At 67.7% G+C, this 24,682-nt stretch carries 26 protein-coding genes and 1 tRNA gene; 12 read left to right on the top strand and 15 right to left on the bottom strand.

Translation table 11 applies throughout. The features are described 5' to 3' along the window. Positions 1 to 29: 29 nt before the first annotated feature. Positions 30 to 1,712 carry an acyl-CoA dehydrogenase gene (locus ACH0AE_RS13610; RefSeq protein WP_294444567.1) on the top strand — a complete coding sequence of 561 codons (1,683 nt, stop codon included), beginning with the start codon at positions 30 to 32 and terminating at the stop codon, positions 1,710 to 1,712. Then, positions 1,709 to 2,536, top strand: coding sequence for an arylamine N-acetyltransferase (locus ACH0AE_RS13605; RefSeq protein ID WP_294444566.1), 828 nt, complete (start codon positions 1,709 to 1,711; stop codon positions 2,534 to 2,536). The genes ACH0AE_RS13610 and ACH0AE_RS13605 overlap by 4 nt, the downstream gene beginning before the upstream one ends. A 109-nt stretch (positions 2,537 to 2,645) precedes the next feature. On the opposite strand, the gene ACH0AE_RS13600 is transcribed toward ACH0AE_RS13605, so the two are convergent. The 3 genes from ACH0AE_RS13600 to ACH0AE_RS13590 are packed head-to-tail and all read right to left on the bottom strand — an operon-like array spanning position 2,646 to position 5,609. After that, entirely contained in the window at positions 2,646 to 4,499 is a 1,854-nt protein-coding gene (locus tag ACH0AE_RS13600; RefSeq protein ID WP_294444565.1) for an AMP-binding protein, read from the bottom strand. 52 nt (positions 4,500 to 4,551) lie between these two features. Then, positions 4,552 to 4,770 (bottom strand): hypothetical protein, encoded by a 219-nt coding sequence (locus tag ACH0AE_RS13595; protein ID WP_294444564.1) that lies wholly within the window; start codon positions 4,768 to 4,770, stop codon positions 4,552 to 4,554. A 41-nt stretch (positions 4,771 to 4,811) separates the two neighbouring features. Further along, complete coding sequence (locus ACH0AE_RS13590) at positions 4,812 to 5,609, bottom strand: PaaX family transcriptional regulator C-terminal domain-containing protein (protein WP_294444563.1); 798 nt, start codon at positions 5,607 to 5,609, stop codon at positions 4,812 to 4,814. Positions 5,610 to 5,661: 52 nt separating this feature from the next. On the opposite strand from ACH0AE_RS13590, the gene ACH0AE_RS13585 reads away from it, so the two are divergent. From ACH0AE_RS13585 to ACH0AE_RS13565, 5 genes are all read left to right on the top strand, one after another. After that, complete coding sequence (locus ACH0AE_RS13585) at positions 5,662 to 6,564, top strand: fatty acid desaturase family protein (RefSeq protein ID WP_294444562.1); 903 nt, start codon at positions 5,662 to 5,664, stop codon at positions 6,562 to 6,564. A gap of 51 nt (positions 6,565 to 6,615) precedes the next feature. After that, positions 6,616 to 7,458: a MaoC family dehydratase N-terminal domain-containing protein gene (locus ACH0AE_RS13580; protein ID WP_294444561.1), complete on the top strand. Its 843-nt coding sequence runs from the start codon at positions 6,616 to 6,618 to the stop codon at positions 7,456 to 7,458. Positions 7,459 to 7,497: 39 nt separating this feature from the next. Then, positions 7,498 to 7,923: a hypothetical protein gene (locus ACH0AE_RS13575; protein ID WP_294444560.1), complete on the top strand. Its 426-nt coding sequence runs from the start codon at positions 7,498 to 7,500 to the stop codon at positions 7,921 to 7,923. A gap of 91 nt (positions 7,924 to 8,014) precedes the next feature. Continuing rightward, positions 8,015 to 10,204 (top strand): TonB-dependent siderophore receptor, encoded by a 2,190-nt coding sequence (locus ACH0AE_RS13570; RefSeq protein ID WP_294444559.1) that lies wholly within the window; start codon positions 8,015 to 8,017, stop codon positions 10,202 to 10,204. Positions 10,205 to 10,214: 10 nt separating this feature from the next. Continuing rightward, positions 10,215 to 11,600, top strand: a complete 1,386-nt coding sequence (locus ACH0AE_RS13565; RefSeq protein ID WP_294444558.1) for a PepSY domain-containing protein — start codon at positions 10,215 to 10,217, stop codon at positions 11,598 to 11,600. Positions 11,601 to 11,663: 63 nt separating this feature from the next. Here ACH0AE_RS13565 and ACH0AE_RS13560 read toward each other — a convergent pair. Then, positions 11,664 to 11,738: transfer RNA gene (locus ACH0AE_RS13560), tRNA-Val, on the bottom strand. Positions 11,739 to 11,785: 47 nt separating this feature from the next. Then, complete coding sequence (gene cpdR / locus ACH0AE_RS13555) at positions 11,786 to 12,163, bottom strand: cell cycle two-component system response regulator CpdR (protein WP_294442104.1); 378 nt, start codon at positions 12,161 to 12,163, stop codon at positions 11,786 to 11,788. 119 nt (positions 12,164 to 12,282) lie between these two features. Between cpdR and ACH0AE_RS13550 the strand changes: the two genes are divergently transcribed. Beyond that, positions 12,283 to 13,116 carry an N-formylglutamate amidohydrolase gene (locus tag ACH0AE_RS13550; RefSeq protein ID WP_294442105.1) on the top strand — a complete coding sequence of 278 codons (834 nt, stop codon included), beginning with the start codon at positions 12,283 to 12,285 and terminating at the stop codon, positions 13,114 to 13,116. A gap of 257 nt (positions 13,117 to 13,373) precedes the next feature. Here the strand turns inward: ACH0AE_RS13550 and ACH0AE_RS13545 are convergent, their stop codons facing one another. Together ACH0AE_RS13545 and ACH0AE_RS13540 are read right to left on the bottom strand one after the other, a co-directional pair. Beyond that, complete coding sequence (locus ACH0AE_RS13545; RefSeq protein WP_294442106.1) at positions 13,374 to 14,147, bottom strand: SapC family protein; 774 nt, start codon at positions 14,145 to 14,147, stop codon at positions 13,374 to 13,376. Between the two features lie 54 nt (positions 14,148 to 14,201). After that, entirely contained in the window at positions 14,202 to 15,650 is a 1,449-nt protein-coding gene (locus ACH0AE_RS13540; protein WP_294442107.1) for an FAD-binding oxidoreductase, read from the bottom strand. 58 nt (positions 15,651 to 15,708) lie between these two features. Here ACH0AE_RS13540 and ACH0AE_RS13535 point away from each other — a divergent pair, with 58 nt between their 5' ends. From ACH0AE_RS13535 to ACH0AE_RS13520, 4 genes are all read left to right on the top strand, one after another. After that, entirely contained in the window at positions 15,709 to 16,170 is a 462-nt protein-coding gene (locus ACH0AE_RS13535) for a hypothetical protein (RefSeq protein ID WP_294442108.1), read from the top strand. Between the two features lie 97 nt (positions 16,171 to 16,267). Next, positions 16,268 to 17,656, top strand: coding sequence for a DEAD/DEAH box helicase (locus ACH0AE_RS13530; protein ID WP_294442109.1), 1,389 nt, complete (start codon positions 16,268 to 16,270; stop codon positions 17,654 to 17,656). A gap of 2 nt (positions 17,657 to 17,658) precedes the next feature. Beyond that, entirely contained in the window at positions 17,659 to 18,129 is a 471-nt protein-coding gene (locus ACH0AE_RS13525; RefSeq protein WP_294442110.1) for an NUDIX domain-containing protein, read from the top strand. Then, a complete protein-coding gene (locus tag ACH0AE_RS13520; protein ID WP_406875798.1) occupies positions 18,123 to 18,329 on the top strand; it encodes a DUF1289 domain-containing protein in 207 nt (68 codons plus the stop codon). The genes ACH0AE_RS13525 and ACH0AE_RS13520 overlap by 7 nt, the downstream gene beginning before the upstream one ends. Here the strand turns inward: ACH0AE_RS13520 and ACH0AE_RS13515 are convergent. The 8 genes from ACH0AE_RS13515 to ACH0AE_RS13480 all read right to left on the bottom strand — a co-directional run bounded on the left by ACH0AE_RS13515 (position 18,315) and on the right by ACH0AE_RS13480 (position 24,675). Then, positions 18,315 to 19,124 carry an energy transducer TonB gene (locus tag ACH0AE_RS13515; protein WP_294442112.1) on the bottom strand — a complete coding sequence of 270 codons (810 nt, stop codon included), beginning with the start codon at positions 19,122 to 19,124 and terminating at the stop codon, positions 18,315 to 18,317. The two genes, ACH0AE_RS13520 and ACH0AE_RS13515, sit on opposite strands and share 15 nt — an antisense overlap. Positions 19,125 to 19,185: 61 nt before the next feature. Then, positions 19,186 to 19,800, bottom strand: a complete 615-nt coding sequence (locus ACH0AE_RS13510; protein ID WP_294442113.1) for a glutathione S-transferase family protein — start codon at positions 19,798 to 19,800, stop codon at positions 19,186 to 19,188. 51 nt (positions 19,801 to 19,851) lie between these two features. Beyond that, positions 19,852 to 20,724 (bottom strand): dienelactone hydrolase family protein, encoded by an 873-nt coding sequence (locus tag ACH0AE_RS13505; protein ID WP_294442114.1) that lies wholly within the window; start codon positions 20,722 to 20,724, stop codon positions 19,852 to 19,854. Positions 20,725 to 20,815: 91 nt separating this feature from the next. Further along, entirely contained in the window at positions 20,816 to 21,553 is a 738-nt protein-coding gene (locus tag ACH0AE_RS13500; RefSeq protein WP_294442115.1) for an NYN domain-containing protein, read from the bottom strand. Positions 21,554 to 21,651: 98 nt separating this feature from the next. Beyond that, positions 21,652 to 22,416, bottom strand: a complete 765-nt coding sequence (locus ACH0AE_RS13495; RefSeq protein WP_294442116.1) for a ZIP family metal transporter — start codon at positions 22,414 to 22,416, stop codon at positions 21,652 to 21,654. A 71-nt stretch (positions 22,417 to 22,487) separates the two neighbouring features. After that, positions 22,488 to 22,943, bottom strand: a complete 456-nt coding sequence (locus ACH0AE_RS13490) for a GNAT family N-acetyltransferase (protein WP_406875797.1) — start codon at positions 22,941 to 22,943, stop codon at positions 22,488 to 22,490. Next, positions 22,943 to 24,079, bottom strand: coding sequence for a M14-type cytosolic carboxypeptidase (locus ACH0AE_RS13485; protein ID WP_294442118.1), 1,137 nt, complete (start codon positions 24,077 to 24,079; stop codon positions 22,943 to 22,945). The genes ACH0AE_RS13490 and ACH0AE_RS13485 overlap by 1 nt, the downstream gene beginning before the upstream one ends. After that, entirely contained in the window at positions 24,076 to 24,675 is a 600-nt protein-coding gene (locus ACH0AE_RS13480) for a hypothetical protein (RefSeq protein WP_294442119.1), read from the bottom strand. The genes ACH0AE_RS13485 and ACH0AE_RS13480 overlap by 4 nt, the downstream gene beginning before the upstream one ends. Between the last annotated feature and the right edge of the window lie 7 nt (positions 24,676 to 24,682).

Genomic DNA, 24,682 nt, shown 5'->3' with positions numbered 1-24,682 from the left:
GGTATAGCGGTGCGACACTGGAGAAGAACATGCCTTACACCGCCCCGGTCGCCGAGCAGCGCTTCGTGCTCGAGCATATCGTGCGCATTGCCGAGCTTGCCGCTACGGAACGCTACCATGCCGCCAGCCCCGACGTGATCGAGGCGGTGCTGGAGGGAATCGGGCAGCTGGCCGAGGGCGAATGGGCGCCGCTGGCGCGCGCCGGCGACACCGTCGGGGCGAAGTGGACGCCGGACGGGGTGGTGATGCCCGACGGCTACAAGGCGGCGTACAAAGCCTATGTCGAAGGCGGCTGGGGCACGATCGGCGTGCCGGAGGAATTCGGCGGACAGGGCCTGCCCTTCGCCGTGCAATGCGCGGTGCTGGAGACTTTGGGCAGCGCCAACATGGGATTTGCGCTGGCGCCGATCCTGTCGGTGGGGGCGATCGAGGCGTTGCAGCATCACGGCACGCCCGAGCAGCAGGCGACGTGGCTGCCCAAGCTTGCCACCGGCGAGTGGACCGGCACGATGAACCTGACCGAGCCGCAGGCGGGCAGCGACGTCGGCGCGCTTCGGGCCACTGCCACGCCGCGCGGCGACGGCACCTATTCGATCAAGGGCACCAAGATCTTCATTTCGTTCGGCGACCATGACCTCGCCGACAACATCGTCCATCTGGTGCTCGCGCGCACGCCCGATGCACCCAAGGGAACGAAGGGCATTTCGCTGTTCCTGGTGCCCAAGGTGCGCAGCGACGGCACGCCCAACGACGTTCGCGTCGTGTCGATCGAGCACAAGATGGGGCTCCATGCCTCGCCCACCTGCGTGCTGTCGTTCGGCGACCATGACGAGTGCGTCGGCGAGCTGATCGGGCCGGAGTTCGGGGGCATGCGCGCGATGTTCACGATGATGAACAACGCCCGCCTCAACGTGGGCCTGCAGGGCGTGCAGGTGGCGGAGGCCGCGACACAGAAGGCGGTGGAATATGCCCGCGAGCGCATCCAGGGCGCGCGCGAGGGGCAGCCGGCGGCGATCATCGAGCATCCCGACGTGCGGCGCATGCTGATGCGGATGAAGGCGCAGACGCAGGCCGCGCGCGCGCTGGTCTATTATGCCGCAGGACAGGTGGACCGCGCCAATCTGGGCGATGCTGCGGCGCGTGACCGGCTGGAGATCGCCACGCCGCTTGCCAAGGCGCATGGCACCGACATCGGCAATGAGGTCGCCAGCCTTGGCGTGCAGGTGCACGGCGGCATGGGCTATATCGAGGAAACGGGCGCAGCGCAGTTCTTCCGCGATGCGCGGATCACCCCGATCTATGAAGGCACGAACGGGATCCAGGCGGCGGACCTTGTGGGCCGAAAGCTCTCGCTGTCGAACGGCGCGGCGTTCGCGACGCTGATCGAGGATCTGCGAAGTGCCTCCCATCTCGCGCTGGGCGATCTGGTCGATGCGTGCGACGCGGTCGGCCGGCGGTTGCAGACGGCGGATGCCGATGATCGGCTGGCGGCGAGCTATCCGTTCCTGACGATGCTGTCGGTCGCGACCTGCGGCTGGCTGTTGGAGCGCGAGGCGGCGGAGGCCGGCGACGACGCGTTCGGCAAGGCAAAGAAGGCGGTCGTTGCCTTCTACCTCGACCAGATCGTCCCCGAGGCGCTGGGCTTGCGCGCCGCGGCGGAGGCGCCGGCTGCGCCGCTCTACGCACTCGAGGCGGAGGCGTTTGCCGCATGAGCCTGCCGTTCAACCTGCCCGCCTATCTGGAGCGCATCCGCCTGCCGGCACGCGCGACGGTCGACCATCATGGCCTGTCGGCGGTGCAGCGCGCGCACCGACTGGCAATCCCGTTCGAGAATCTCGACGTGCCGCTGGGACGCGGGATCGACATTTCGTCCGACGCGGTGTTCGGCAAGCTCGTCGTCGCCGGGCGCGGCGGCTATTGTTTCGAGCATAACCGGCTGTTCCTGGATGCGCTGGAAGCGCTGGGGTTCGAGGCGCGGCCGCTGCTGGCGCGGGTGTGGCTGAACGGCGGCGGCGTGCCGCCCAAGACGCATACGCTGAGCCTCGTGACCTTCGGCGACGAGCAGTGGATCGCGGATCCGGGCTTTGGCGGCAGCTACACCCCGGTGATGCCGCTGGTGGATGGCGCCGAGGCGGAGGCGCCCGATGGCGCGACGTTCCGGCTGGTGCGCGATGCGGAGCATGGCTGGATGCTGCTGCGCGATGGGCATAGCGCGACCACCGACGGGCGTGGCGGGGGCGAGGGCTTCCAGCCGCAGTACAGCTTCACCACCGACACGGTGTGGCCGGCGGATCTGGAGATGGCGAACCGCTGGACGTCGACCGCGCCCGACACCCGCTTCACCACGCTGAAGGTGGTGAGCATCGTACTGCCGCACGGCTTGGCGACGCTGACCGACCGGCAGTATCGCCGGCGGGCGGGCGAGGAGGAGACGGCGGCGGTGATCGAGGATCCGCGCGTCTATCGCATGCGGCTGAGCATGATGTTCGGCATCGACCTGTCGAAAGAGGATGTCGCGGCGCTCGGGCTGTTCTGAGCGGGCGCGTCGCGAATAGCCGATACATGAACGCCGCGGTCCTGATGGAGGCCGCGGCGTTGGAGGATATGGGTTCCCGCCTTCGCGGGAATGACGGGTCGGCCGGGCGTTACGCGTCGACCTCGATCACGCCGTCGCTGAGTTCCTCGGTGAACAGCGCCTTCACAACATCGTCGCGCGCCGTCAGCGTCGCGCGCTGGTTGACATAGCCCTTGTCGGTGATCTCGCCGGCGTCGATCGACGGGGGCGTGCGCAGGATGGCGAAGCGGCGGATGCGGCGCGAGGAGCCGCCGGCGGCGGCGTTGAACGCCTCCAGCTTTTCCTTCACCAGCGCCTCAAGCGTCGGGATCGGATCGGCGCCGGGCGATGCCTCCGCCAGCGTCTGAAGCGCGGCCTGCGAGGGCCAGGCGAGGATGGCGATATAGGGCTTGTCCTGACCGGCGATCACCACGTCCTGAATGTACGGCGAGCAGGCGGCGCAGATGTCCGGGCGAAGCGTGCCGACCGAGACCCAGGTGCCGGTCGACAATTTGAAATCCTCGGTCACGCGGCCGTCGAACACAAGGCCGAGCTCGGGCCGCTCGGGATCAATGAACTTGGCCGCGTCGCCGAGCATGTAGAAACCTTCCTCGTCGAAGGCTGCGGCGGTCTTTTCCGGGTCATTGTGATAGCCTCTCGTGACGGTCGGACCCTTCACGCGAACTTCCAGCTTGGCGCCGTTGGGCACGAGCTTGAGCGTCGAGCCCGGCAGCGGCAGGCCGATCAGGCCGACGCGTTCCGATGCCCAGTGAACGACGGTGACGCCCAAGGTTTCCGTCGCGCCGTACATGGTGGTGAAGGGCATGCGCTCACCCGTCTCGGCGATCGCCAGCGCCTGCATGCGATCGTAGAGATCGTCGGACAGCGTCGCGCCGCCATAGCCCATGCCGCGCAGGTTCTTGAAAAACGCCTGGCGGAGTGTGGAATCGCGCTCCATCGCGTCGGCCAGCATGGCAAAGGCGACAGGGGCCGAACCGAAGCTCATTGGGGAGACTTCGCGCAGGTTCGCGATCGTCGTCTCGAACATGCCGGGGATCGGCTTGCCCTCATCGATGTAGAGCGTGCCGCCGCCGGCGATATTGGCGTTGAAGTGGATCGTGCCGGCGGAGATGTGGTTCCACGGCATCCAGTCGAGCGAGATCGGGTGATCGACCGGATCGGGATCGTCGCGCAGCCCCTCGGACGCGGCGATCAGGTTCACGAACATGCCCTGATGCTGCGGCACGCCCTTGGGCATGCCGGTCGAGCCAGAGGTGAAGAGATATTTGCCGACCGTCTCGTGCGTCAGCGCCTCGCGCGCTTCGTCCACCTTCTGGGTAGCGACGGTGTCGGTCAGCTCGGCAAAGGGGATGGTGCCGGCGCTGCCGTCCATGGTGACGAAGGTGAGGGAGGGATCGAGGCTGCGCAGCGTGGCGAAGGCGCGTTCAAACTGCGCGGCATTTTCGGCAAAGACGATGCGCGGGCGGACGGTGTTGAAGCAATGCTTCAGCTTGGCGTGATCGGTCGAGATCAGGCTGTACGCGGGACTCAAGGGTGCGATCGGCACGCCGGCGGTGAAGCAGCCGAGCATCAGGATGCCGTGCGCGACCGAATTGCCGCTGATGCACATCACCGCGTCGTTCGCGCCAAGGCCGCGATCGAGCAGCCATTGCGCGACGCTGTCTGCGGCGGCCTTGCCTTGCGCATAGGTGACGCCCTGCCATGGGCCGTGGTTGGGCGCACGCTGCATCAGCCAGGGGCGATCCGGGTGGAGCGCGGCCTTCTCCGCCATGAGGTGCGGGATGGAGCGCGGCGGCCTGCCCATGGCGTGGTTCGAGCTGATCAGAATCGTGCCGTCCGGACGATGCTCGACCGAAATGTCCGGCCCCTTCTGCGGGAGGCGCTTGAACGGCGGCTGGCTGGGCATGGCGGGGGCGGTTGCCATCGGGGTCTCTCCTGGATTTTGCCCCGATATAAGCCAGGTGTATTAGTTTCGCCTAGCGCTGAATCGCCTTCGCCTTGCCGCCTTCGCGTATCGACACGCCGACGAGGACCGCGGTGGAGAGGAGGATCGAGGAGACGAGCGCACCGACCGCCAGCAGGCCCTCACTCGTCATTTCGACACGGGCGCAAAGACGCGCGCGCTTGCCGAGGCGCAGGGTGAGCTTCGCGCGCTGGCTCTGGTGGTGCGGCAGGGGAACAAGATCATAGGCCATGGCGCATCAACGCCTTGGGCTGGGCGCGCGGTTCCGCCGTTTCAGATCCTCGCCCAGCACGCCTTGCCGACCGCATCGTAGCGGCGCATCGCCGCGACCTGCTCGGCGCGCAGGCCGGTATCCACCAAGGCGGCCGGCAGCAGCGGATCGCGGTTGATCGCGCGGATCACGGCCTGCCCGAGCAACAGCGTCTCGCGCGCCGCTTCCTCATCGGACATTGTGGGCAGGCGATCGAGGCTGACGGCCATCTCGTCGATCCAGTGGCGATAGCCCCGTTCGAGCGCCGCGGCGGGCCACAGGGTGCGCCAAGTCTCGTCCTCGGCCGGCAAGGTGGCGGCGTCGCCGATGACCGTCGCGTCGGGGTCTAGGCCGATCGCGGTAAGGTTCGCAGCGAGGTCGGGCAGCGGATCGGCGAGGTTGTCGGGACGCAGCCACGCGCCCGATGCCGTGCGGGCAAAGCCGTAGAGCAATAGCGCGCGCTCGCGCAGCCGGAGGCGGCGGCGGTCGGTGCGGCCGAGATGATCGGCGAGCACCATCACCCAGCGGCCGTTCCACTCGCGCACGCGTGCTTCCGCATCGGCCCAACTGCGGGCGCGTCGATCGAGCGCCACGCCTGCCGGGCCGATCGCGTAGAGCCCGCGCTCCACCTGTTCGACGATCCCCTCACGGCAAAGCCGGCCGAGCGCCACCCGCATTGCGGCGCCATCGACCTGCATGATCGCGGCACGGCGGACGAGATCGGCAACCCGCATCGGCTCGTGCGACGACGACAGGAAGCCCAGAGCCAGCACGCGCGCGGGGATCGGGCGGCGCCAGTCTTGTAACGCAAATTGACTCATGCCGCGCTCATGCGTTATATTTTCCACTGCGTCACTGGTAGGATCCATCGTCATGAAGCCTGCGCCGCTTACCGATTATATCTCGAAGGAAGAACTGGCCGTGCTGATGCGGCCGTCGAATGCGCGCGGCTGGTGGGTGGTGGCGGCCAACTGGGCGATCATTGCCGGCGCGTTCGCGCTCGCGATTGCCTGGCCCAATCCGCTGACGATCGTGCTGGCGGTGCTGTTGATCGCGGGACGGCAGCTGGGGCTTGGCATCATCGTCCATGATTGCGCGCATCACGCGCTGTTCGCCTCGCGCACGCTGAACGAGCGGGTGGGGCAATGGCTGGCGGGCAATCCGATGAACACGTCGCTGGCGAAATATCGCAGCTATCACCTGAAGCATCATCGGTTCGCGGGCACGCCGCAGGACCCGGACATCATCTTCGTCCACGCTTATCCGATCACGCGTGACTCGCTGAAGCGCAAGTTCGCGCGTGATCTGACGGGGCGGACGGGCTTTCGCGACCTGATGCGGGAACTGCGCCAGTTCCGCTTTGCGGCCCAGTGGCCATGGCTTGCCTTCCACGTCGGGCTGTTCACGGCGCTAACGCTGGCGGGGGGCTGGTGGGCCTATGGCCTGTGGTGGGTGGCGCAATTGTTCGTCTATCCCGCGATCGTGCGACTGCGGCAGATCGGCGAGCATGGCGTGGCGGCGGAGCGCAGTGACCTTGATCCGCGCCGCAATACCTCGACGACGGTGGCGCGCTGGTGGGAGAGGCTGTTCGTCGCGCCGAACCATGTGCATTATCATCTGGAGCATCACCTGGCCGCCGGCGTGCCGCCCTATCGCCTCGCCGCGATGCACCGCCTGCTCGTCTCGCGCGGCTATTATGACGGCTACACCTGCGTATCGAACGGGTACGCCGATGTCATTCGCCGCGCGGTGAAGCCGATGCCGGCGGTTGCCTGACGCGCCCGCCGCACTTAGCCGCTCCGAGGAACGGCCAAGTGGAGAGGGTTGATGCAGGAGTTCGACGGCTGGACGCCAACGGTGAGCGAGCAGCAGGACGATCTGGTCGCGGCGCCGCTGCGTCGGCTGGCGGCGCTGTTCGATCATGACGGGGCGCACTGGCCAGCGGGCGAGCTGCCGCCGCTCGCGCACTGGATGTATTTTCTGCCCGAGGCGCCGCAATCGACCATCGGCGTCGATGGCCATCCGGCGCGGGGCGCCGCGCTGCCGCCGATCGAGGCGCCGCGGCGGATGTGGGCCGGCGGCCGCCTGACGTTCCACGCGCCGCTGCCGATCGGTGCCAGCGCGACACGGCGAAGCATCGTCACCGACGTGAAGGTGAAGGATGGGCGATCTGGCCGGCTGACCTTCGTCACGGTGCGGCACGACATCATGATCGATGGCGCGGCAGCAGTGGTGGAGGAACAGGATCTGGTGTTCCGCGGTGACGGCAACGGCACACCGCCCGCCGCCCCCGCGGACCCGCGCGAGGCGAGCGCGCGGCGCGCCATTGCCCCCGATGCGACGGCGCTGTTCCGCTTCTCCGCGCTGACCTTCAACGCGCATCGCATCCATTACGACCGGCAATATGCCGTCGAGCAGGAGCGTTATCCCGATCTTGTCGTCCACGGTCCGTATCAGGCGATGCTGCTGGCGGACCATTTGCTGCGCACCCGGCCGGGCGAGCGCCTGACCCGTTTCTCGTTCCGCGGGGTGCGCCCGCTGTTCGTGAACCAGCCGGCGGCGCTCAATCTCGCCGGCGAGGGCAAGGTGGCGCTGTGGACCACTGACCAGGACGGCTGTGCCTGCATGGAGGCCGAGGCGGAAATCCAGGCCACGCCTGGGACACAATGACCAAGTGACGCGGCTGGCGCCGACCGCTAATCCGGCGGCGTGACTGCGCTTCGCCGCCTCCTGGCGCAACGCCATCTGGCGGTGCTGATCCTTGCCGCGGCGCTGGCGATGAAGCTGCTCATCCCGGGTGGTTACATGCTCTCCGTGGAGCATGGCCGGATGGCGATCACGCTTTGCCCCGGCACGGTGCCGGTGCCCAAGCCCAATCCGATGCCGATGGCCGGCATGCACGGCGATGGTGCCGGGCATCATGACGACAAGCCGGTGCATGCGCAGGCGGAGATGCCCTGCGCCTTTGCCGGCCTGTCGCATCAGGCGCTGGGCGCGATCGACCCGATCCTGATCGCAGGCCTGATCGCCTTCATCATGGCGCTGGGCGCCGCCCCTTCGCCCCCGCTTTCGGTGGCGCAGGCGCGCCGCTTGCGGCCGCCGCTGCGCGGCCCGCCCCTTCTTCCTCTGACCTGATCCCCAGCGACAGGCGCCGCGCCGCGCCGCGCGCGCCTGTGCCCCATCACGCCTCCGTGCCGCCGGCGCGGGGCGACCAGAGGTATTGTCGATGTTCCGCGTTTCCATGTTGCTCGGCGCAGTGGCGCCGGGCCTGTTGCTTGTGCCTGTGTCGGCCCATGCCGAAGCCCCTGATCCAGCCGACCGCGACCTCGCCACTCGCGACATCGTCGTCACCGCCGAGCGGGAGCACCGCCACCTGGATACGCCGTCCGATGTCGGCAGCCGCCTTGGTCTGACGCTGCGCGAAACGCCGGCCACCGTCGATGTGGTCACGCAGGAAGCGTTGCAGGCGAAGGGCCTGCGCACCGCGGTGGAGGCGTATGGCAGCGTGCCGGGCGTGGTCGCGGGGCTGCTGCCGGGGGAGCCGGCGAGCGCCAGCATCCGCGGCTTTTCGACCGGCGCGGTATCCTATCTGTTCGACGGGATGCGGATCGCGGATTCGACGATCCTCAACCGCAATTACGACAGCTTCAACTTCGCGCGGGTCGAGGTGCTGAAGGGCCCTGCCTCGATCCTCTATGGCGAAGGTGCGCTGGCCGGCACGATCAACCTAGTGCCCAAGAAGCCGAGCTTCGACGCGCAGGCGATCGACATGCTGGCAAGCTACGGCAGCTTCGACAGCGCGCGGATCGGGCTGGGGATCAACCAGCCGCTGGTCCGGAACGTGGCGCTGCGCAGCGACCTGTCGGTGGCGCGCAGCGACGGTTACGCCGACGACACCGGTACGCGCACCATCCAGTCGACATCGAGCCTTGCCTGGCAGGCGAGCGAGCGGCTGTCGGTTTCGCTGGCGTTTGACTATTTCCAGGATCGCGCACGCACGCCCTATCAGGGCACGCCGCTGGTGCCGGCGAGCGTGGCGCGTGACCCGAGCGGGATCGTGACGGCGCCGGGCGGTTATGTGCTCGATCGCGCAATGCGGAACCGCAACTACAATGTCGCCGACGGGCGAATGGATTCGGACAGTTACTGGGGCCGGGCGCGGATCGCTTATGATCTGGGCGGTGGCTGGACGCTGACCGACGAGGCGAGCCTGTATCGCGGGAATCGCGAATGGGAGAATTCGGAGGATTTCACCTTCGACGAGGGCTCACGCCTGCTCGATCGCGGCACCACGCGGATCGCACATGATCACGATTTCTGGTCGAACCGCGCCTATCTTGGCGGCGACTTCGCGCTCGCTGGCATGCGCCACCGCATCAACATCGGCGTGGAATATGGCGGGACTCGCTTTGGTACGCAGCGGCGCTTCGGCACCGCGGCACCCGTCGATCCTTTCAACCCGGCGCGCGGCGTATTTCCGGCGGACACGGCGGCGAACTTCCCGGGGCCAGGCAATCGCGCCGATTTCACCTCCCGGGTGAAGAGCTGGGCGCTGTTTGCGGATGACGCGGTGAACGTTGCGGATCGCTGGCTGCTGCTGGGCGGGCTGCGCTTCGACCGCATCACGCTCGACCGGCGGATCGACGATCTGAACCTTGGGACGACGCAGCGGTTCGGGCGCAGCTACAGCGCGCTGTCGGGCCGGATCGGCAGCGTCTATGACGTGGCGCCGAGGACGCAGCTCTATGCGCAATACAGCCATGCCGTGGCACCGGTCGGCTCGCTGCTCCTGTCGAACGTGCTGCGCGCGAGTGTCGACCTGACCAAGGGCAATTCGATCGAGGGCGGGATCAAGACGAGCCTGTTCGGCGACCGGATGACGCTGACCGCCGCGGGATACTGGATCCGGCAGGACGGGATCATCACGCGAGATCCAATGCGGCCGAGCGTGCAGGTGCAGGGCGGGGCGCAATCCTCGCGCGGCGTGGAAGTGTCGCTGTCGGGCGCGATCACGCGGCACCTGTCGATCGACGCCAATGGCGCGCTGCTGAAGGCGCGATACGACGATCTGACCGGCGCGGGGGGCGTCGACCTCAGCGGCAACCGGCCGGTCAACGTACCGCAGCGGCTGGCGAACCTGACGCTTTATTATGAGCTGCCGGGCACGCCGCTGACCGCGAGCGGGGCGGTACGGCACGTCGGCAATCTCTACACGGGGACAGACAATGCGATCCGCGTGGATGGCTATACGATCCTCGATGCGGCGCTGACCTATCGCGCCGACTGGGGGAGCGTCACCGTGCGCGGACGCAACCTTGCCAACCGTTTCTACGGCTATTGGTCCGGCTATAGCCCGAGCCAGATCTATGTCGGTGCGCCGCGCAGCGTCGACGTGACGCTTGCGACGCGATTTTGAGGGGGCGGGGATGAGCGACGCACTTGCCACGTCCCGAGCCTATCGGGCGATCTGGCGATGGCATTTCTATGCCGGGCTGATCGTGGCGCCGTTCCTGCTGATCCTGTCGGTGACCGGCGCGATCTACCTGTTCAACGACGAGCTGAACGCGGCGCTCAGCCCTCAGCTGTACCGCGTCGCGCCGCATGCGAAGAGCGCGCCGCCGTCACGGATGGTGGAAGCGGCGCTGCACGTGCATCCGGGCACCGTCACGCGCATCGACCTCCCGGAGCGGACGGATCGATCGGCCATCGTCTTCATCACGCCGGCGAACGGGGAGCCGGTGCGGGTGGCGGTCGACCCGGGAAGCGGGCGTGTGCTCGGCTCGTTCGTCTATGTGCGCACATTGGTGGGCTTTGCCGATACGATGCACGGATCGCTGATGATGGGCACGACTGGGGAGCTGATCGTCGAGCTAGCCGCCTGCTGGGCGCTCGTCCTCATCGCGACCGGGCTGTACTTGTGGTGGCCGCGCGGATCACGGCGGTTCGGCGGCGTGCTGTTCCCGCGGCTGCGCGCGCGGGGGCGGCTGTTCTGGCGCGACCTGCATGCGACGACAGGCGTGTGGGGGATCGCGCTGATCGCCTTCCTGCTGCTGACCGGGCTTCCCTGGGCATTGGTGCAAGGCGAGGTGATGCAGCGCGGCGCGGGGGCGCTCGGCCTCGGTTATCCGGCGGCGCATCGCACCTACAGCGTGCCGAACAGCCCGACAATGAAGGGCGCGCTGGGCGAAGCGGCATGGACGATGGAGAAGGCGCCGATGCCGGCGTCCCAGGCGCATGCGGCGCCGGGTCATGCCGGGCACGCCCCGGCGAGCGGCGGCACGGATCACACGGCAGTGGCCGGGCTGGATGCGATCGCGGCCAAGCTCGCGCGGGAGCATGGACTGGCCGGCGGATACCGGCTGTTTCCGCCGACCGACCCCACCGGCGTCTATACCGCGTACAGCTATCCCGATCGGCCGCAGGGGCAGCGCACGCTCTATTTCGATCGCTACAATCACCACCTCATCGGCGAGGTGGGGTTCGCCGACTACGGGGTGGTCGCGAAAACGATCGAGCTCGGCGTGCAGCTGCACATGGGCAATTATTTCGGGCTGGTGAACCAGCTGGTGATGCTGGCGACGTGCGTCGCGATCATCCTGCTGGTGGTGAGCGGCGCGGTGATGTGGTGGCGCAGGCGACCGCAGGGCACATTGGCCGCGCCGCCGCGCGTTCCGCAGGCGCGGATCGTGGGCGCGATGGTGATGCTGACGGTGGCGGGCGTACTGTTCCCGCTGCTGGGCGCGTCGCTGATCGTGGTGGCGGCGATCGAGTGGATCGTCGGCGTGGTCGCGCGGCGGCCGTCGCCGGCCTGAGCGCGCGCCGGAACGCGGACATCAAAAAACCCGCCAAGCCGATGGCCTGGCGGGTTTTTTAAATGGTGGGCGTGGCAAGGATTGAACTTGCGACCCCTGCGATGTCAACACAGTGCTCTACCACTGAGCTACACGCCCCCCGGGAGCGGGGCCATTAGCCGGACGTGGCGGCCGGCGCAAGCCCGTCAATTCAATCCGGCAAATTCGCCCACTTCGAACATGCGATCGACCTCCAGCACGAGATCGCGCAGGTGGAACGGCTTGGAGAGGACGCGCGCCTGCGGCATCGTCTTGCCCGCCTTCAGCGTGACGGCGGCAAAGCCGGTGATGAACATGACGCGCAGGTGCGGGCGAAGCTCGCTGGCCTTTTGCGCCAGTTCGATGCCGTCCATCTCCGGCATGACGATATCGGTGAGCAGAAGGTCGAACTCCTCCTCCTCGACCAGCGGGAGCGCGGCGGTGCCGCGATCGACGGCGGTTACGGCGTAGCCGGACTTCTCCAGGGCGCGGGCGAGATACTCGCGCATCACCTGGTCATCCTCGGCCAACAGAATTCGGATCATCAAACGGTTCCTGCCCTTCGATGGCCGAGTATGCGGAAACGTCTTAACATTTCCAGACGATTGGCCTTCGGAGTGTCCCGGATTGCGGCACTTCCACTTGTTCCATAGGCTGAGCCGCAATGCGCCCTTCCTACGATCTGATCGGCGAGGTTCCGCCGGCAAGCCCGGTGATCCTTTCCGTGCCGCATGCGGGGCGCGACTATCCACCGACGGTGCAATCCTTCGCCCGCGTACCGTTGGCGGCGCTCACGGGGCTGGAGGACCGGCATGTCGACGCGGTCGCGCTGGCGGCGCGGGGCGTGGAGACGATGATCGTGCAGCGCGTCGCGCGCGCCTGGATCGACCTTAACCGGGCCGAGCATGACCGCGATCCGCGAATCGACGACGGCGCACCGGCCGGCCATTTGAGCGCCAAGGTGCGCAGTGGGCTCGGGCTGGTGCCGCGGCGGACCAGCGCCGCCGGGGAATTGTGGCGGCGCAGGCTGAGCGGCGACGAGGTGGTGGCGCGGATCGAGAGCACGCATCGGCCCTATCATGCGGCGCTGGAGGCAGCGCTAAAGGCGGCGCAGGCGCGGTTCGGCGTCGCGGTGCTGCTGGACATCCATTCGATGCCCCCGATCGCGGGCAGCGGTGCGCGGATCGTGATCGGCGATCGCTTGGGCCGAGCGGCGGCGAGCCGCTTCGTCGGCCGCATTAGAGACGAACTGGTCGGCTGGGGCATCGAATATGCAGTGAATGCGCCTTACGCCGGCGGGCATATCCTGGAGCGGCATGGCCGCCCCGGTGCGCAGATCCACGCCGTGCAGCTGGAGATCGACCGGACGCTCTATCTCGATTCGCGGCTCGACCAGCCCGGCGCGGGGTTCGACCAGGTAGTGCAGCTGGTGCGGGGGATTATCGACGTGCTGGCGGACGAGGCGATCGCCCTGCCTTCATCGCTGGCCGCGGAATAAAAAAACCACCTCGGGCGAGGCCCGAGGTGGCCAAGGTTCAGGGAGGAGACACACCCGAAGGCGTGTCATACGGTTCCGCGAAAGGGGGGACACGGAAACCGTACCTCAATAACTTAGGAAGCCGGCATTTGGTTTCAAGCTGATTCGCGAGCCACTCGTCGCAACGGCAGAACGGCGGAGACGCTGTTCGCGGCCCCGGCGTTCAGTCATCGCAATTCCGCCGGCGGCCGGACGGATCCGGCGCCGCCGAGCCGCTATCAGACCAGCGGGTTCGGCGCCGGGATCTTGCCCAGATTCACCTGGCGCGCGAACACGTCACGCATCAGCGACAGCGAGAAGAGGTGCGCGTACAGCAGCGGGAGCATGCCGTTCTTGGTCATCTTGCGCAGCTGATCGCCGCGCAGGTCCGCGAGCTTCTCTTCGTTCACCATCTGGAAGCCGCGATAGACGAATGGCTGCGGATTGCTCTCGTGCTGGATCGAGACCTCGCCGTCCATCAGCAGCTCGGCCTCGCGAAGGTCGTTCATGAACGCCGAGGTGCGGGCGCCGGCCTGCTCGAACTGCTCGTTGAACTGCAGGATGTTCTTGGTCGCTTCGCTCGGCTGGCCATCGACGAACAGCGGCTCGCCTTCGTCGAAGCGGCCGATCGTGTCCGAGGTGGGATCGAAACAGAGCGACAGCTCCTCCGCATCCGGGCGCAGCCGGGCGAGGAGGTACGGATAGCGGCGGACGTAAGCGGGCACGTAGAAATTCTCGTCGCGCAGCTTGCCTTCGTCATCGACGAAGACGTTGACGCCCTCGTTCAGGCCCATCAGCGCGATCGGGATCGCATCGTCACCTGCCGAGAAGACGATCGGCATGAAACGCTGCACCAAAGTGAATTCGTCCACCGTCACCGGCACGGCATGCTGCGTCGCGAGGAACGCCGCCGAGGTTGCGGGACGGACGCGGTAATCGGCGTGCAGCTCGCTCGAGAGCGGCTCCAGGCCGTTGTAGAAGAGCGGAAGTGGCGGCTGCGGCGCGGTGGCCATTGAATCTCTCCGGATACTGGGCGGGCGGCCCCAGCCACCCGGATGAACCGCGCCCTATTCGCCCCCTGCGCGCGGCGCAAGCGTGACAAGCTTCCCGGGATTGAACAGTTCATTCGGATCGAAGGCGGCCTTGATCGCGCGCAGGGCAGCCATACGGGCCGGGGATGAGAGCCGTTCAAGCTCGCTAACTTTCATCTGGCCGATGCCGTGCTCCGCCGAAATCGAGCCGCCGGCGGCCACCACCAGATCATCGACGAAGCGGGTGACGACCGGCGCTTCCTCCGCCAGCCAGCGGGCACGATCCGCGCCCTTGGGTGCGCGCACGTGGAAATGGACGTTGCCGTCACCGAGATGCCCGAAGCCGCTGGCGCGCGTGCCGGGGAAGCGCGCCTCGCACGCCGCCGACGCCTCGATCATGAAGCGCGGCATGGTTTCGACCGGGACGGAGATGTCGTGCTGTGCCGCCGGACCCGTGGCGCGCTCCGCGTCGGAGATCGAATCGCGGATGCGCCAGAACGCCTCCGCCTGTGCCTCGCTGGCGGCGATCGTCGCGTCCGCAACGATGCCGTCCGCAATGGCGGCGGCGAGCACCTGTTCGACGACCGACTGGGGCGAAGCGTCGCTGCCCGACACCGCCTCTATCAGGACGTGCCACGGATGGTCGTCCGACAGCGGCGCGCGGGCGCCCGGCACATGCGCCAATACCGCAGCGAGCGATTCGGCCGGCAGCAGCTCGAAGCTTTCCACCGCCTCCGTCGTCGCCTGAAAGCGGCGCAGCAGGGTGAGCGCGGCGTCGGGCGAGGCGAGGCCGACCCATGCCACGGTGCGCGCGATGATGGCGGGCGCAAGCCGGAGCGTCGCCGCGGTGACGACGCCGACCGTGCCTTCGGCGCCGATCAGCAGTTGCGTCAGATCATAGCCGCGATTGTCCTTCTTCAGCGCGGACAGGCCCTGGTACAGGCTGCCATCGGGCAGCACCGCCTCGATCCCCGCGACGAGCCCGCGCATCGTTCCCCAGCGCAGCACCTGCGTGCCGCCGGCATTGGTGGAGACGAGGCCGCCGATCGTCGCCGAGCCGCGGCTGCCGAGCGTCAGCGGGAAGCGGCGGCCGGCCCGGTGCGCGGCCTCGTGCAGGTCGGCGAGGATGACGCCGGCCTCGGCCACCGCAAGGTTCGCTTCGGCATCGATGGCGCGAATCGCGTTCAGGCGGCGCAGCGACAGGATGGCGGCGCTGCCGTCCGGCGGCGGCGTCGCGCCGCCCACCATCGAGGTGTTGCCGCCCTGCGGCACCAGCGGCACGCCGGCGGCCGACGCCGCGGTGACGATCGCCTGCACTTCGGCCACGGAGGCGGGCTGGAGCAGGATCGCAGCGTGGCCGTGCCAGCGCTGGCGCCAGTCCGTTTCCCACGGGCTGATGAGATCACGGTCGGTGACGATCGCTGCGGGCGGCACGACCGGCGCAAGCGATTGCAGAAGACGGGTTTGAGAAGGGGTCACTGCCATATATTCGCCCCAATTCATCCGATGTTCAAACAGTTCAGGCCACCGACCGCCCGATCCGATGTCATTCCTTGCCCGTCCTGCCCTGCCCCTCGCGCTACTTGCCCCGATCGTCGTTTCGGCGAGCGGGCCGCGTAGCATGGAGGGCGCGGCGGTCGCGCAGATCGGCTTTCGCGAGCGCGTGGTGATCCGGATCCCGCGCCTGCCGCCGCGTCGCGCTTCGGCGGACGAGGGGATCACCTGGCACGAACGCAAGGCGCCAAAGTGCGTTGCCGCGTCGACCCTGGCGAGCGCGGCGATCGCGGAGACCGGCGACGTCGACTTGATCGTCACCGACGGACGGCGTCTGCGTGCCAAGCTCGACGATGATTGCCCCACGTTGAACTTCTACACCGGCTTCTACATCAAGCGCGCGCCGGACGGGATGGTCTGTGCGAAGCGCGACGCGCTGCGTTCGCGATCGGGCGCGCGGTGCCAGATAAGCCGTTTTCGGACGCTGCAGCCAAAGAATAGCGGGAAATAGCCGGGAAATTTCCCGTTTTCCTTGACAACACGGGCGCAATCGCGTCTCGCGCGCAAGATCAGGCGCGGCATCGACCCGCGCTCTTTTCAGGATCGCCATGAGCTTCGCCGACCTCGGCCTATCAGACGAACTTCTCCGCGCCGTTGGTGACACCGGCTATACGGAGCCGACGCCGATCCAGGCGTCCGCCATCCCCAGCGTGCTGATGATGCGCGACATCATCGGAATCGCCCAGACGGGCACCGGAAAGACCGCGTCTTTCGTGCTGCCGATGATCGACATCCTGGCCCACGGCCGGGCCCGAGCGCTGATGCCGCGCAGCCTGATCCTGGAGCCGACTCGCGAACTTGCCGCGCAGGTCGCCGAAAATTTCGAGATTTACGGCAAGTATCACAAGCTCTCGATGGCGCTGCTGATCGGCGGTGTTCAGATGGGCGATCAGGTGAAGGCGCTGGAAAAGGGCGTCGACGTGCTGATCGCGACGCCGGGCCGCCTGATGGACCTGTTCAGCCGCGGCAAGATACTGCTCAACGGCTGCAACATGCTCGTCATCGACGAGGCGGATCGCATGCTCGACATGGGGTTCATCCCCGACATCGAAGAAATCTGCACCAAGCTGCCCAAGCAGCGCCAGACGTTGCTGTTCTCGGCCACGATGCCGCCGCCGATCAAGAAGCTGGCCGACAAGTTCCTCAGCAATCCCAAGACGATCGAAGTCGCGCGCCCCGCCTCCACCAACATCAACATCACCCAGTGGGTGGTGCCGGTGAAGGGATCGGCCTTCGACAAGCGCGAGCGGCTGCGCGATCTGCTGCGCGCCGAAGACGTCACCAACGCGATCATCTTCTGCAACCGCAAGACGACCGTGCGCGAGCTCAACAAGAGCCTGAAGAAGCATGGCTTCCGGGCCGGTGAGATCCATGGCGACATGGAGCAGTCGGCGCGCATTGCGGAGCTCGACCGGTTCAAGCGCGGTGAGATCAACATCCTCGTCGCCTCCGACGTCGCGGCACGCGGGCTCGACATCAAGGGCGTGAGCCACGTCTTCAACTTCGATGCGCCGTGGCACCCGGACGATTACGTTCACCGCATCGGCCGCACCGGCCGCGCTGGGGCCACCGGCACCGCTTACACGATGGTCGGGCCGGATGATGCCGAGAACATCGAGAATATCGAGAAGCTGACCGGCCAGAAGATCCCGCGGCTGGCGGCGTCTGCGGCTCCTTCGGCCCCTGCTGCTGACGAGGCGGGAGAGGCACCGCGGCGTGGTTCGCGCCGTAGGGGCGGGGCGAAGCCGGCGGCGGACGAGCGGGCGGCACCGATTGCACCGGCAGCGCAGGAACCTCGCGCACCGCGGCGTGAGGAGAAGGCGCCGGCCCGCGCTCGCGACGAGCGGCGCGAGCAACCGCAGCGCGATGACGGCGCGGCCGACGATGGCTGGAACGGGCCGATCCCTGCATTCCTGAGCGTCTCGCTCGGCAGCTGACGATGGTGGCATGGCGCTACCGGATCGCCGGGCGCGTCATGCGGCTCTACTGGCGTGTCGCCCGCCCGCGGACTTTCGGCGTGCGCGCGGTGCTGCGGGATCCGCAGGGGCGGATCGCGCTGGTGCGGCACCATTATGTCGCAGGCTGGTACCTGCCGGGCGGCGGGGTCGACAAGCGCGAGAGTGCGGAAGAGGCGATCCGGCGCGAATTGCGCGAGGAAGTGGCCGTGGCGGAGGCGCAGATCGCCGGGGTGCTGGGGGTCTATCACAACCGGGTGGAAGCGAAGGACGATCACGTGATCGTGTTCATCGCCGATGTGGCACGGCCGGATGAGCTGCGCGCCGCCGATCCGCGCGAGATTGCCGAGGCCGGATGGTTTGCGCCTGATGCGCTGCCGGAAAGAACCTCGCCCGCTACGCGACGGCGGATCGCGGAGTTGCTGGGCGGGCGGCAGGGGCATGGGACGTGGTGAGCGACGCGTCGCCCCAATCGCCGCCGTCGCCGTGCATCGGCGTGTGCCGGCTGGATGCAGCGGGCGCGATGTGCCTTGGCTGCTTCCGTACCTTAGTAGAAATCGGCGACTGGTCGGGGGCGGACGCGGCCCGGCGGCAAAAGATCGTCAGTGCAGCCGAGGAGCGGCGGTTCGAGCAGGCGACGTCACCACGGGGTTAGGCGGCGGCGGCGGACGGTTTCCACCGTCTCGACCGTGTCGGCCTCCACTTCCCATGTGTGATTCTCGACGATGGTCGATTCGACCGGGCGGCCGGCGGCGTCGCGCGAGGGGCGGTAGCGGAAGCGTTCGCGGATCAGGCGGCAGGTGATGGCGTCGACCGTGGCGTTGCCGCTGGAGCGGGTGACCTCGCAGTAAGGCACGCGGCCGCTACGGTCGACGACATAGCGGACGCCGACCGTGCCGTTGAAGCCAGTGACGAACAGCTCCTCAGGAAGGTCGGAGGTGCTCATCCGTCCGCGCAGGAAGCGGGGCGGGGTCTCGCCGGCGTCGCGGCCGCGCGAACCATCGCCGTCGCCATCACCGCCGCTGCCGAAGCCGTCACCCGAACCGCCGGCGCCGGTGCCCGGCCCGCGCACCAAGGCGGAGCCCGAGGTGGGATCGTTCTGGGTGAAGGGCTTGGGTGCAACAACCACGGGTGGCGGGGGCACGGGGATGACCACCTCCGGCTCCGGGGCTGCGATTTCCGTGGCGCGGCTGCGCAAATTCGGTGCCGATGCGCGCCCTTCCGGTCGTTTGGCGGCGAGCTTTGGTGCAGGGATGGTGCGCGGTGGTGGCGGTTTGGGTGGCGATTCCGCCGAAAAGAGCTTCAAACTCTGCTCGACCGCGTCCGGAAACCGCACCGAGAGGCCGCGGATCAGCGCATAGCCAAGCGCCAGCTGGACCGCGATCGCGAGCAACGCGGCGACGACGCGGTCCCGGTTCCAGGGATGACGATGCGGCACGGCATAGGCCATGCGCGGCTAAACGCATGACGCTGCTGAACGGCTGCTGGCCGAACCTATCGGCCCGGCAGCGCTATTGCTGCTGGCCGGCGATGAGCGCGTCGTCGATCTCGCGGGCACGGACCGCCGCGGGGCGATCATTGATCCGCGCGAGATAGGCGTCGAACACATCGGACTTTGGCAGCGAGCCGAACTGCACGCCCCAGCCGATGTGGCTGCCGACATAGACGTCCGCCGCAGTGAAGCGGTCGCCGGCAATAAAGTCGTGCGCGCTGACCGCCTTTGTCAGCGTATCGACCACGCGATCGAGATCGCCATAGCCGACCATCGCCTTCTGATCGTCGTTCACCGTTACGCCTAGCGCGCGATCAGTGGTTGCGGCCTCGACCGGCCCGGCGGCGAAGAACATCCAGCGATAATAATCCGCGCGTTCGTCCACGGTCGGCGCGAGGCCTGCTTCGGGGAAGCTATCCGCCAGATAGGCGATGATCGCGCCGCATTCGGTGACGACGCGGCCCTTGTGGACGATGGTGGGCACCTTCGCCATCGGATTGGCGGCGAGGAAGTCATCAGGCTTCGCCGTCCAGTCGACGAGCCGCGTCTCGTACGGCGCGCCGACTTCCTCCAGCATCCAGCGGGCGATCCGCCCGCGCGACATAGGGTTGGTGTAGAAGATCAAGTCCGCCACGGCATCTCTCCCGGCCGATTCTTTCGCGAACAGAATAGGAACAAAGATCCCCTAGCCGTCAAGATGTTTATGCAGGAACGCGGTGGTTCGGCCCCAGGCGAGATCGGCCGCAGCCTTGTTGTAGCGGGCGGCCGAGGTGTCGTTGTTGAAGGCGTGATCGACGTTGGGATAGGTGAACGCCTCGACCGGCTTGCCGGCTGCCTTGAGCGCGGCGACCCATGGCTCGCCGGTCTGCGCGACGCGGGCGTCGGTGCCGGCATAATGGAGCATCAGCGGGACAGAGACGCGGGCAGCTTCGGACGGAGCGGGGGCCGGGCCGTAATAGGAGACGCCGGCGTCGATCCCGCCGGCCACCGCCATGCGGTTCACGAAGGCGCCGCCCCAGCAGAAGCCGATCATGCCGACCTTTCCGTCGCTGCGCGGCAGGCGGCGCGCCTCATCGGCAAAGGCACGCGCCTGGGCCAGCGCGAGATCATAGTCGACGCTGCCGATCAGTGCGCGCGCCTTGTCCTCATCCGCCGGGGTGCCGCCCTGCGGCGCGAGGAGGTCGGGCGCGATGGCGATGAAGCCGTCCAGCGCCACGCGGCGCGCGACATCTTGGATATGCGAGGTGAGGCCGCGGTTCTCGTGTATGACGAGGACCACGCCGAGCTTCTTCTTGCCCCTGGGCATGGCGACATAGGCGCGCGCGGGTTTTCCCGCCTGCGTGCCGGTGCGCATTTCCGTCTCCAGCCGCTTGTCGGCGGGATCGATGATCGCGGCCGCGGCTGGCGAAGCAGCGATCCCGGCGATCAGCGCCTCCGCCGCGACCGCCGACCCGGCGAGCGCGGTCATCTGGCGCAGCAGCGTGCGGCGATCGCGATGTTCGTGGGTGAAGGCATCGTAAAGCTGGACGGCGCGGTCGCGCAGCGAAGGATCGGTCACACGTCTCTCCTCGAATCGGCCTCCACCCCGGGGCTCGGCGGCAGGCTAGCGGTGGAGAGATGGAGGTGAAAGGTTGGCAACGGTTCGCCGCTCACTTCGGACGAATGTGAACGGCCATGTTGTTTCGCCGAACGTGGAATTTTCCGCATTTCTCGATGAGCGTTGCCATCTTCGGGCAGCCATAGCTGCGGGGATCGAAGTCTGGCGTCAGCACCTTCAAACGGTTTCCCAGCGCGCCTAGCGCGTACCAGCCGTTTGCGTGATCAACGTCACTCAGGGCCGACATGATCAGCGGGACAGCTGCTGACGGCGGGTGTTTGCCAGGTTCCGTCGGGGTCGGTGGCACCGGAATCGCGGGCCTCAGGTTTGCTGACTCCGGAGCAGGATCGAGCTTTTCGATGTAGATGAAGCGCTTGCACGCTTTCCTGAAACTCTCCGGCGTGTTGCGTGCGCCGAACCCGAAAACATCGACACCTTGTTCACGGATGCGCGCCGCCAGCCGAGTGAAGTCGCTGTCGGACGATATGAGGCAGAAGCCGTCGAACCTGCCGGAGAAGAGAAGATCCATCGCATCGATGACGAGCGCGATGTCGGACGCGTTCTTGCCCACGGCATAGGCAAAGGTCTGGCCGGGAAGAATGGCGTGGACTGACATGATGTCCGTCCATGGCTTCAGCCGAGCTTCGGTGAAATCGCCGTAGGCTCTGCGCACGCTGGCCTCGCCGAGTGTAGCGATCTTCTCGAACAGCGGCGATGCGATCCGCGCCGGTATATTGTCGGCGTCGATCAGGACGGCGAGTCGGGGAAGGCGATCGGCAATCGACGTCATTTGCCCAAGCTAGGATGTACTGGTGATGCAAAGATTAAACCTGCGCACCATTCGTTCTGGTCAAGGAAGATCCATTTACGACCCGGACAGTTCGACCGTCAGCCGCCGCCGGACTTGGAGAGGATGAAGGCGAGGAGGAAGCCGGTGACGGCGATGAGGCCGGAGAATTCGTGAGTCTTCTCGGTCGCTTCCGGGATCATCGTATCGACCAGCATCGCGAGGATCGCGCCGGCAGCGAGCGCGGTGACGGTGGAGATGACGGCGGGGCTTGTGCCGGCCAGCGCGACGTTGCCGATCATCGCGGCGAGGCCCGAGGCGAGCGCGATCCCGCCCCACACGCCGAAGACGTAAGCGGCGCTGCGGCCGGCCCTCTTCATGCCCGCCGCGCTCGACAGGCCTTCGGGCACGTTCGACAGGAAGACGGCGGCGACGGTGACCGCGCTGACCTTGCCGCCGCCGAGCAGGCTGACGCCGATGACGACCGATTCCGGGACCCCATCGAGCAGCGCGCCGACCGCGATAGCCGTGCCGGAGCCTTCGCTGGCATGCGCCTGGCGTTCATCAGGATTGGACCCGGAGCGCTTGCGGTGGCGCGCGCCTCGGCGCGAGATGACGACATTGGCGGCGGTGTAGAGCGCGGCGCCGGCTAGGAAGCCGAGCGCGGTGGAGCCGAAGCCGCCCTGTTCGAGCGCTTCGTCCATCAGATCGAAGGCGACCGCAGAGATCAGCACGCCCGCGCCGATCGCCATCACGGCGGCGATCAGCCGCTGCGGCAGCGAGGCGAACCAGGCGATGGCAGCGCCGAGGATCAGCGCCGAGCCGCCGACCGCGCCCCAGAAGCCAGCCGCCCACATCGTGCCCATGCCCTCATCCCCCTGCCGCGCGATGCGCCGGGGGGTGCAACGCACGGGAGGCGCAAGCTCTCCCGCAGGCGCTACAGCGCGAGCGTCATGAAGCGGTTGTGCGGGCTTTCGGGATAGCCGCCGAATACCGGGCCATCGACGAAGCCGGCGGCCTCGTACATCCGGTTGGCAGCGTCGAACATCGGCGCGGTGCCGGTTTCGAGGCTGATGCGGGAATAGCCGCGGGTGCGCGCGAGCGACACCAGGTGGTGGAGGATCGCGCGGCCGACGCCGCGGCGCAAATGGCCGGGCGCGGTGCGCATCGACTTGATCTCACCATGATCGGGCGCGAGCTGCCGCAGCGCGCCGATGCCGAGCAACATTTCGCCTTCCCACAGGGCCCAGAAGCTGATGTCGGGGCGGCGCAACGCCTCGGCACCCATCGCGTGAGCGTTGTCTGCTGGCGTCGTGCCGCGCGCCTCGGCGAGATGGTGCGCGATCAGCGCCACGACACGGGGATCGTCGAGGCCGCCTTCGCGCATTTCCATCACACTTCTCCGATCATCCCGGTGATCACTTCGAGGCACGCGACGCCAAGCTTCGCCGAGCGCTCGGGCGACCAGCCGTGGACCGGATCCGGATTGGGATCGTGATCCTTGAACGGCATCTCCAGCGTGACGCTGACCGCGCCGAAGCGCTCCGCGACCTGGTTGGTCGACATGGACAGGTTCGCGCGGCCGGGCTGCGCGACATCATAGCCGAGCTTGGTCTGGAAATCGGGCGTGTGCGCGGCGAGTCGCTGGCCGAACTGGAGGAATGCCTCGCTCTGGCGCGGGGTGAGCGAGGGGATGCCTTCGAAGCCGGCGATGAAGTTCGCCGGGATCGCCTCGTCGCCATGGACGTCCATCGCGAAATCGACGCCGCTCTCGTCCATTGCGGCGAGGACGTGGAACACCTCCGGGCTGCGATCGAGCGAGGGGGCGTGCCATTCGCGGTTGAGGTTCACGCCGGCGGCATTGGTGCGCAAATGGCCACGGCGCGTGCCATCCGGGTTCATGTTCGGCACGACATGCACCGTCGCGGCCTCGAGCAGCGCGGCGGCGGCGGGGCTGGTGAGCCAGTCGAGCGCGCCGTCCATCCAATATTCCGCCATCGATTCGCCCGGATGCTGGCGGGCGTAGAGCCACACCTGCTTGGGCCCCGAGCCGAGGCGGAAATAGTCGATCGCCTGGCCATCGAGCGTGGTGCCGAGTTCACGATGCGTGACGCCGGGGCGCGCGGCGATGCGCGCGACGAGATCGGCGTGCTGCTCCATCGTGTAGGGCGCGAAATAGGCGAACCAGGCGATCGGCGCGTCGCCCGACCAATCAAATTCGAGCACGCCATCGACATAGCGCGTCTCGATCATCCGCCACTCGCGCCGATCCGTGGAGACGCGGGTGCGATAGCCGGGCCAGCCGAAGGGGTAGGCTGATTGCGCGGCGTTGAGGATGCGGAAGGTAAGGCGGCGGGGCCCGCCCGCATTGGCCCCCACCGCGTCGCCGAGGCCGGCGACGCGGAAGTAGAACCACTGGAAGAAATCGGACTGGTGATCCTTGACGATCTCCAGATCGACCCGATCGCCATCGATCGCGACGAGGCGAATATTGCCGCTGTCGAAGGCGGCGTTGATGCTGAGACTCATGGCACCTGGATAGTGCGCCCACTCTCTCCGGGGAAGCCGGTGAACAGCGCGCGGGCGAGCCGGCGCGCGATGGCGGGCGTATCCGCATCGGCGGCGCTGGCGTCGGTCAGCGACTGTGCCTGGCCTTCCCAGACGGCGTCGGCGCCGTGGCGGATGCGCACCGACAGCTCGGTGAGGATGCCTTCGCCGGCACCTGACCCGCCGACCGGGAAGCTGACGCCGCCGCCGAGCCCGACACCGCCGCCGCGCCCGCCGCTGATCCCGCCGCCGCCAAGGCCGATTGACACCGGCGAGCGGCGCGGCGGCAGCGGCCGTGCGACTCGGCTGAACGAGACGGTGGCGAGGAACTGGGGCGTCGTGCCGGGCGGCGGGGGCGTATAGCCGAGCCGCAGCAGCTCGCTTTCCACGGCGGCGGCATAGGTCTTGTACTCGATACTGGCCATGCCGCTGCCGGCGAGCGGCTCCACCGCGATGGTGCCGCGATCCGTCATCGCGTTGAAGTGATAGCGGGTTGCCTGCACCGGGAAACGGCTTGGGCCGGTGGCGCAGCCGCCCAGGGCGGCAGCCAGGCCGATCATGATCAATCCCTTGCGCATCGCCAAT

Source organism: Sphingomonas sp. 179-A 2A2 NHS (assembly GCF_045371305.1).
Taxonomy (GTDB): domain Bacteria; phylum Pseudomonadota; class Alphaproteobacteria; order Sphingomonadales; family Sphingomonadaceae; genus Sphingomonas.
This window is presented reverse-complemented; position numbering and strand designations above follow the sequence as displayed.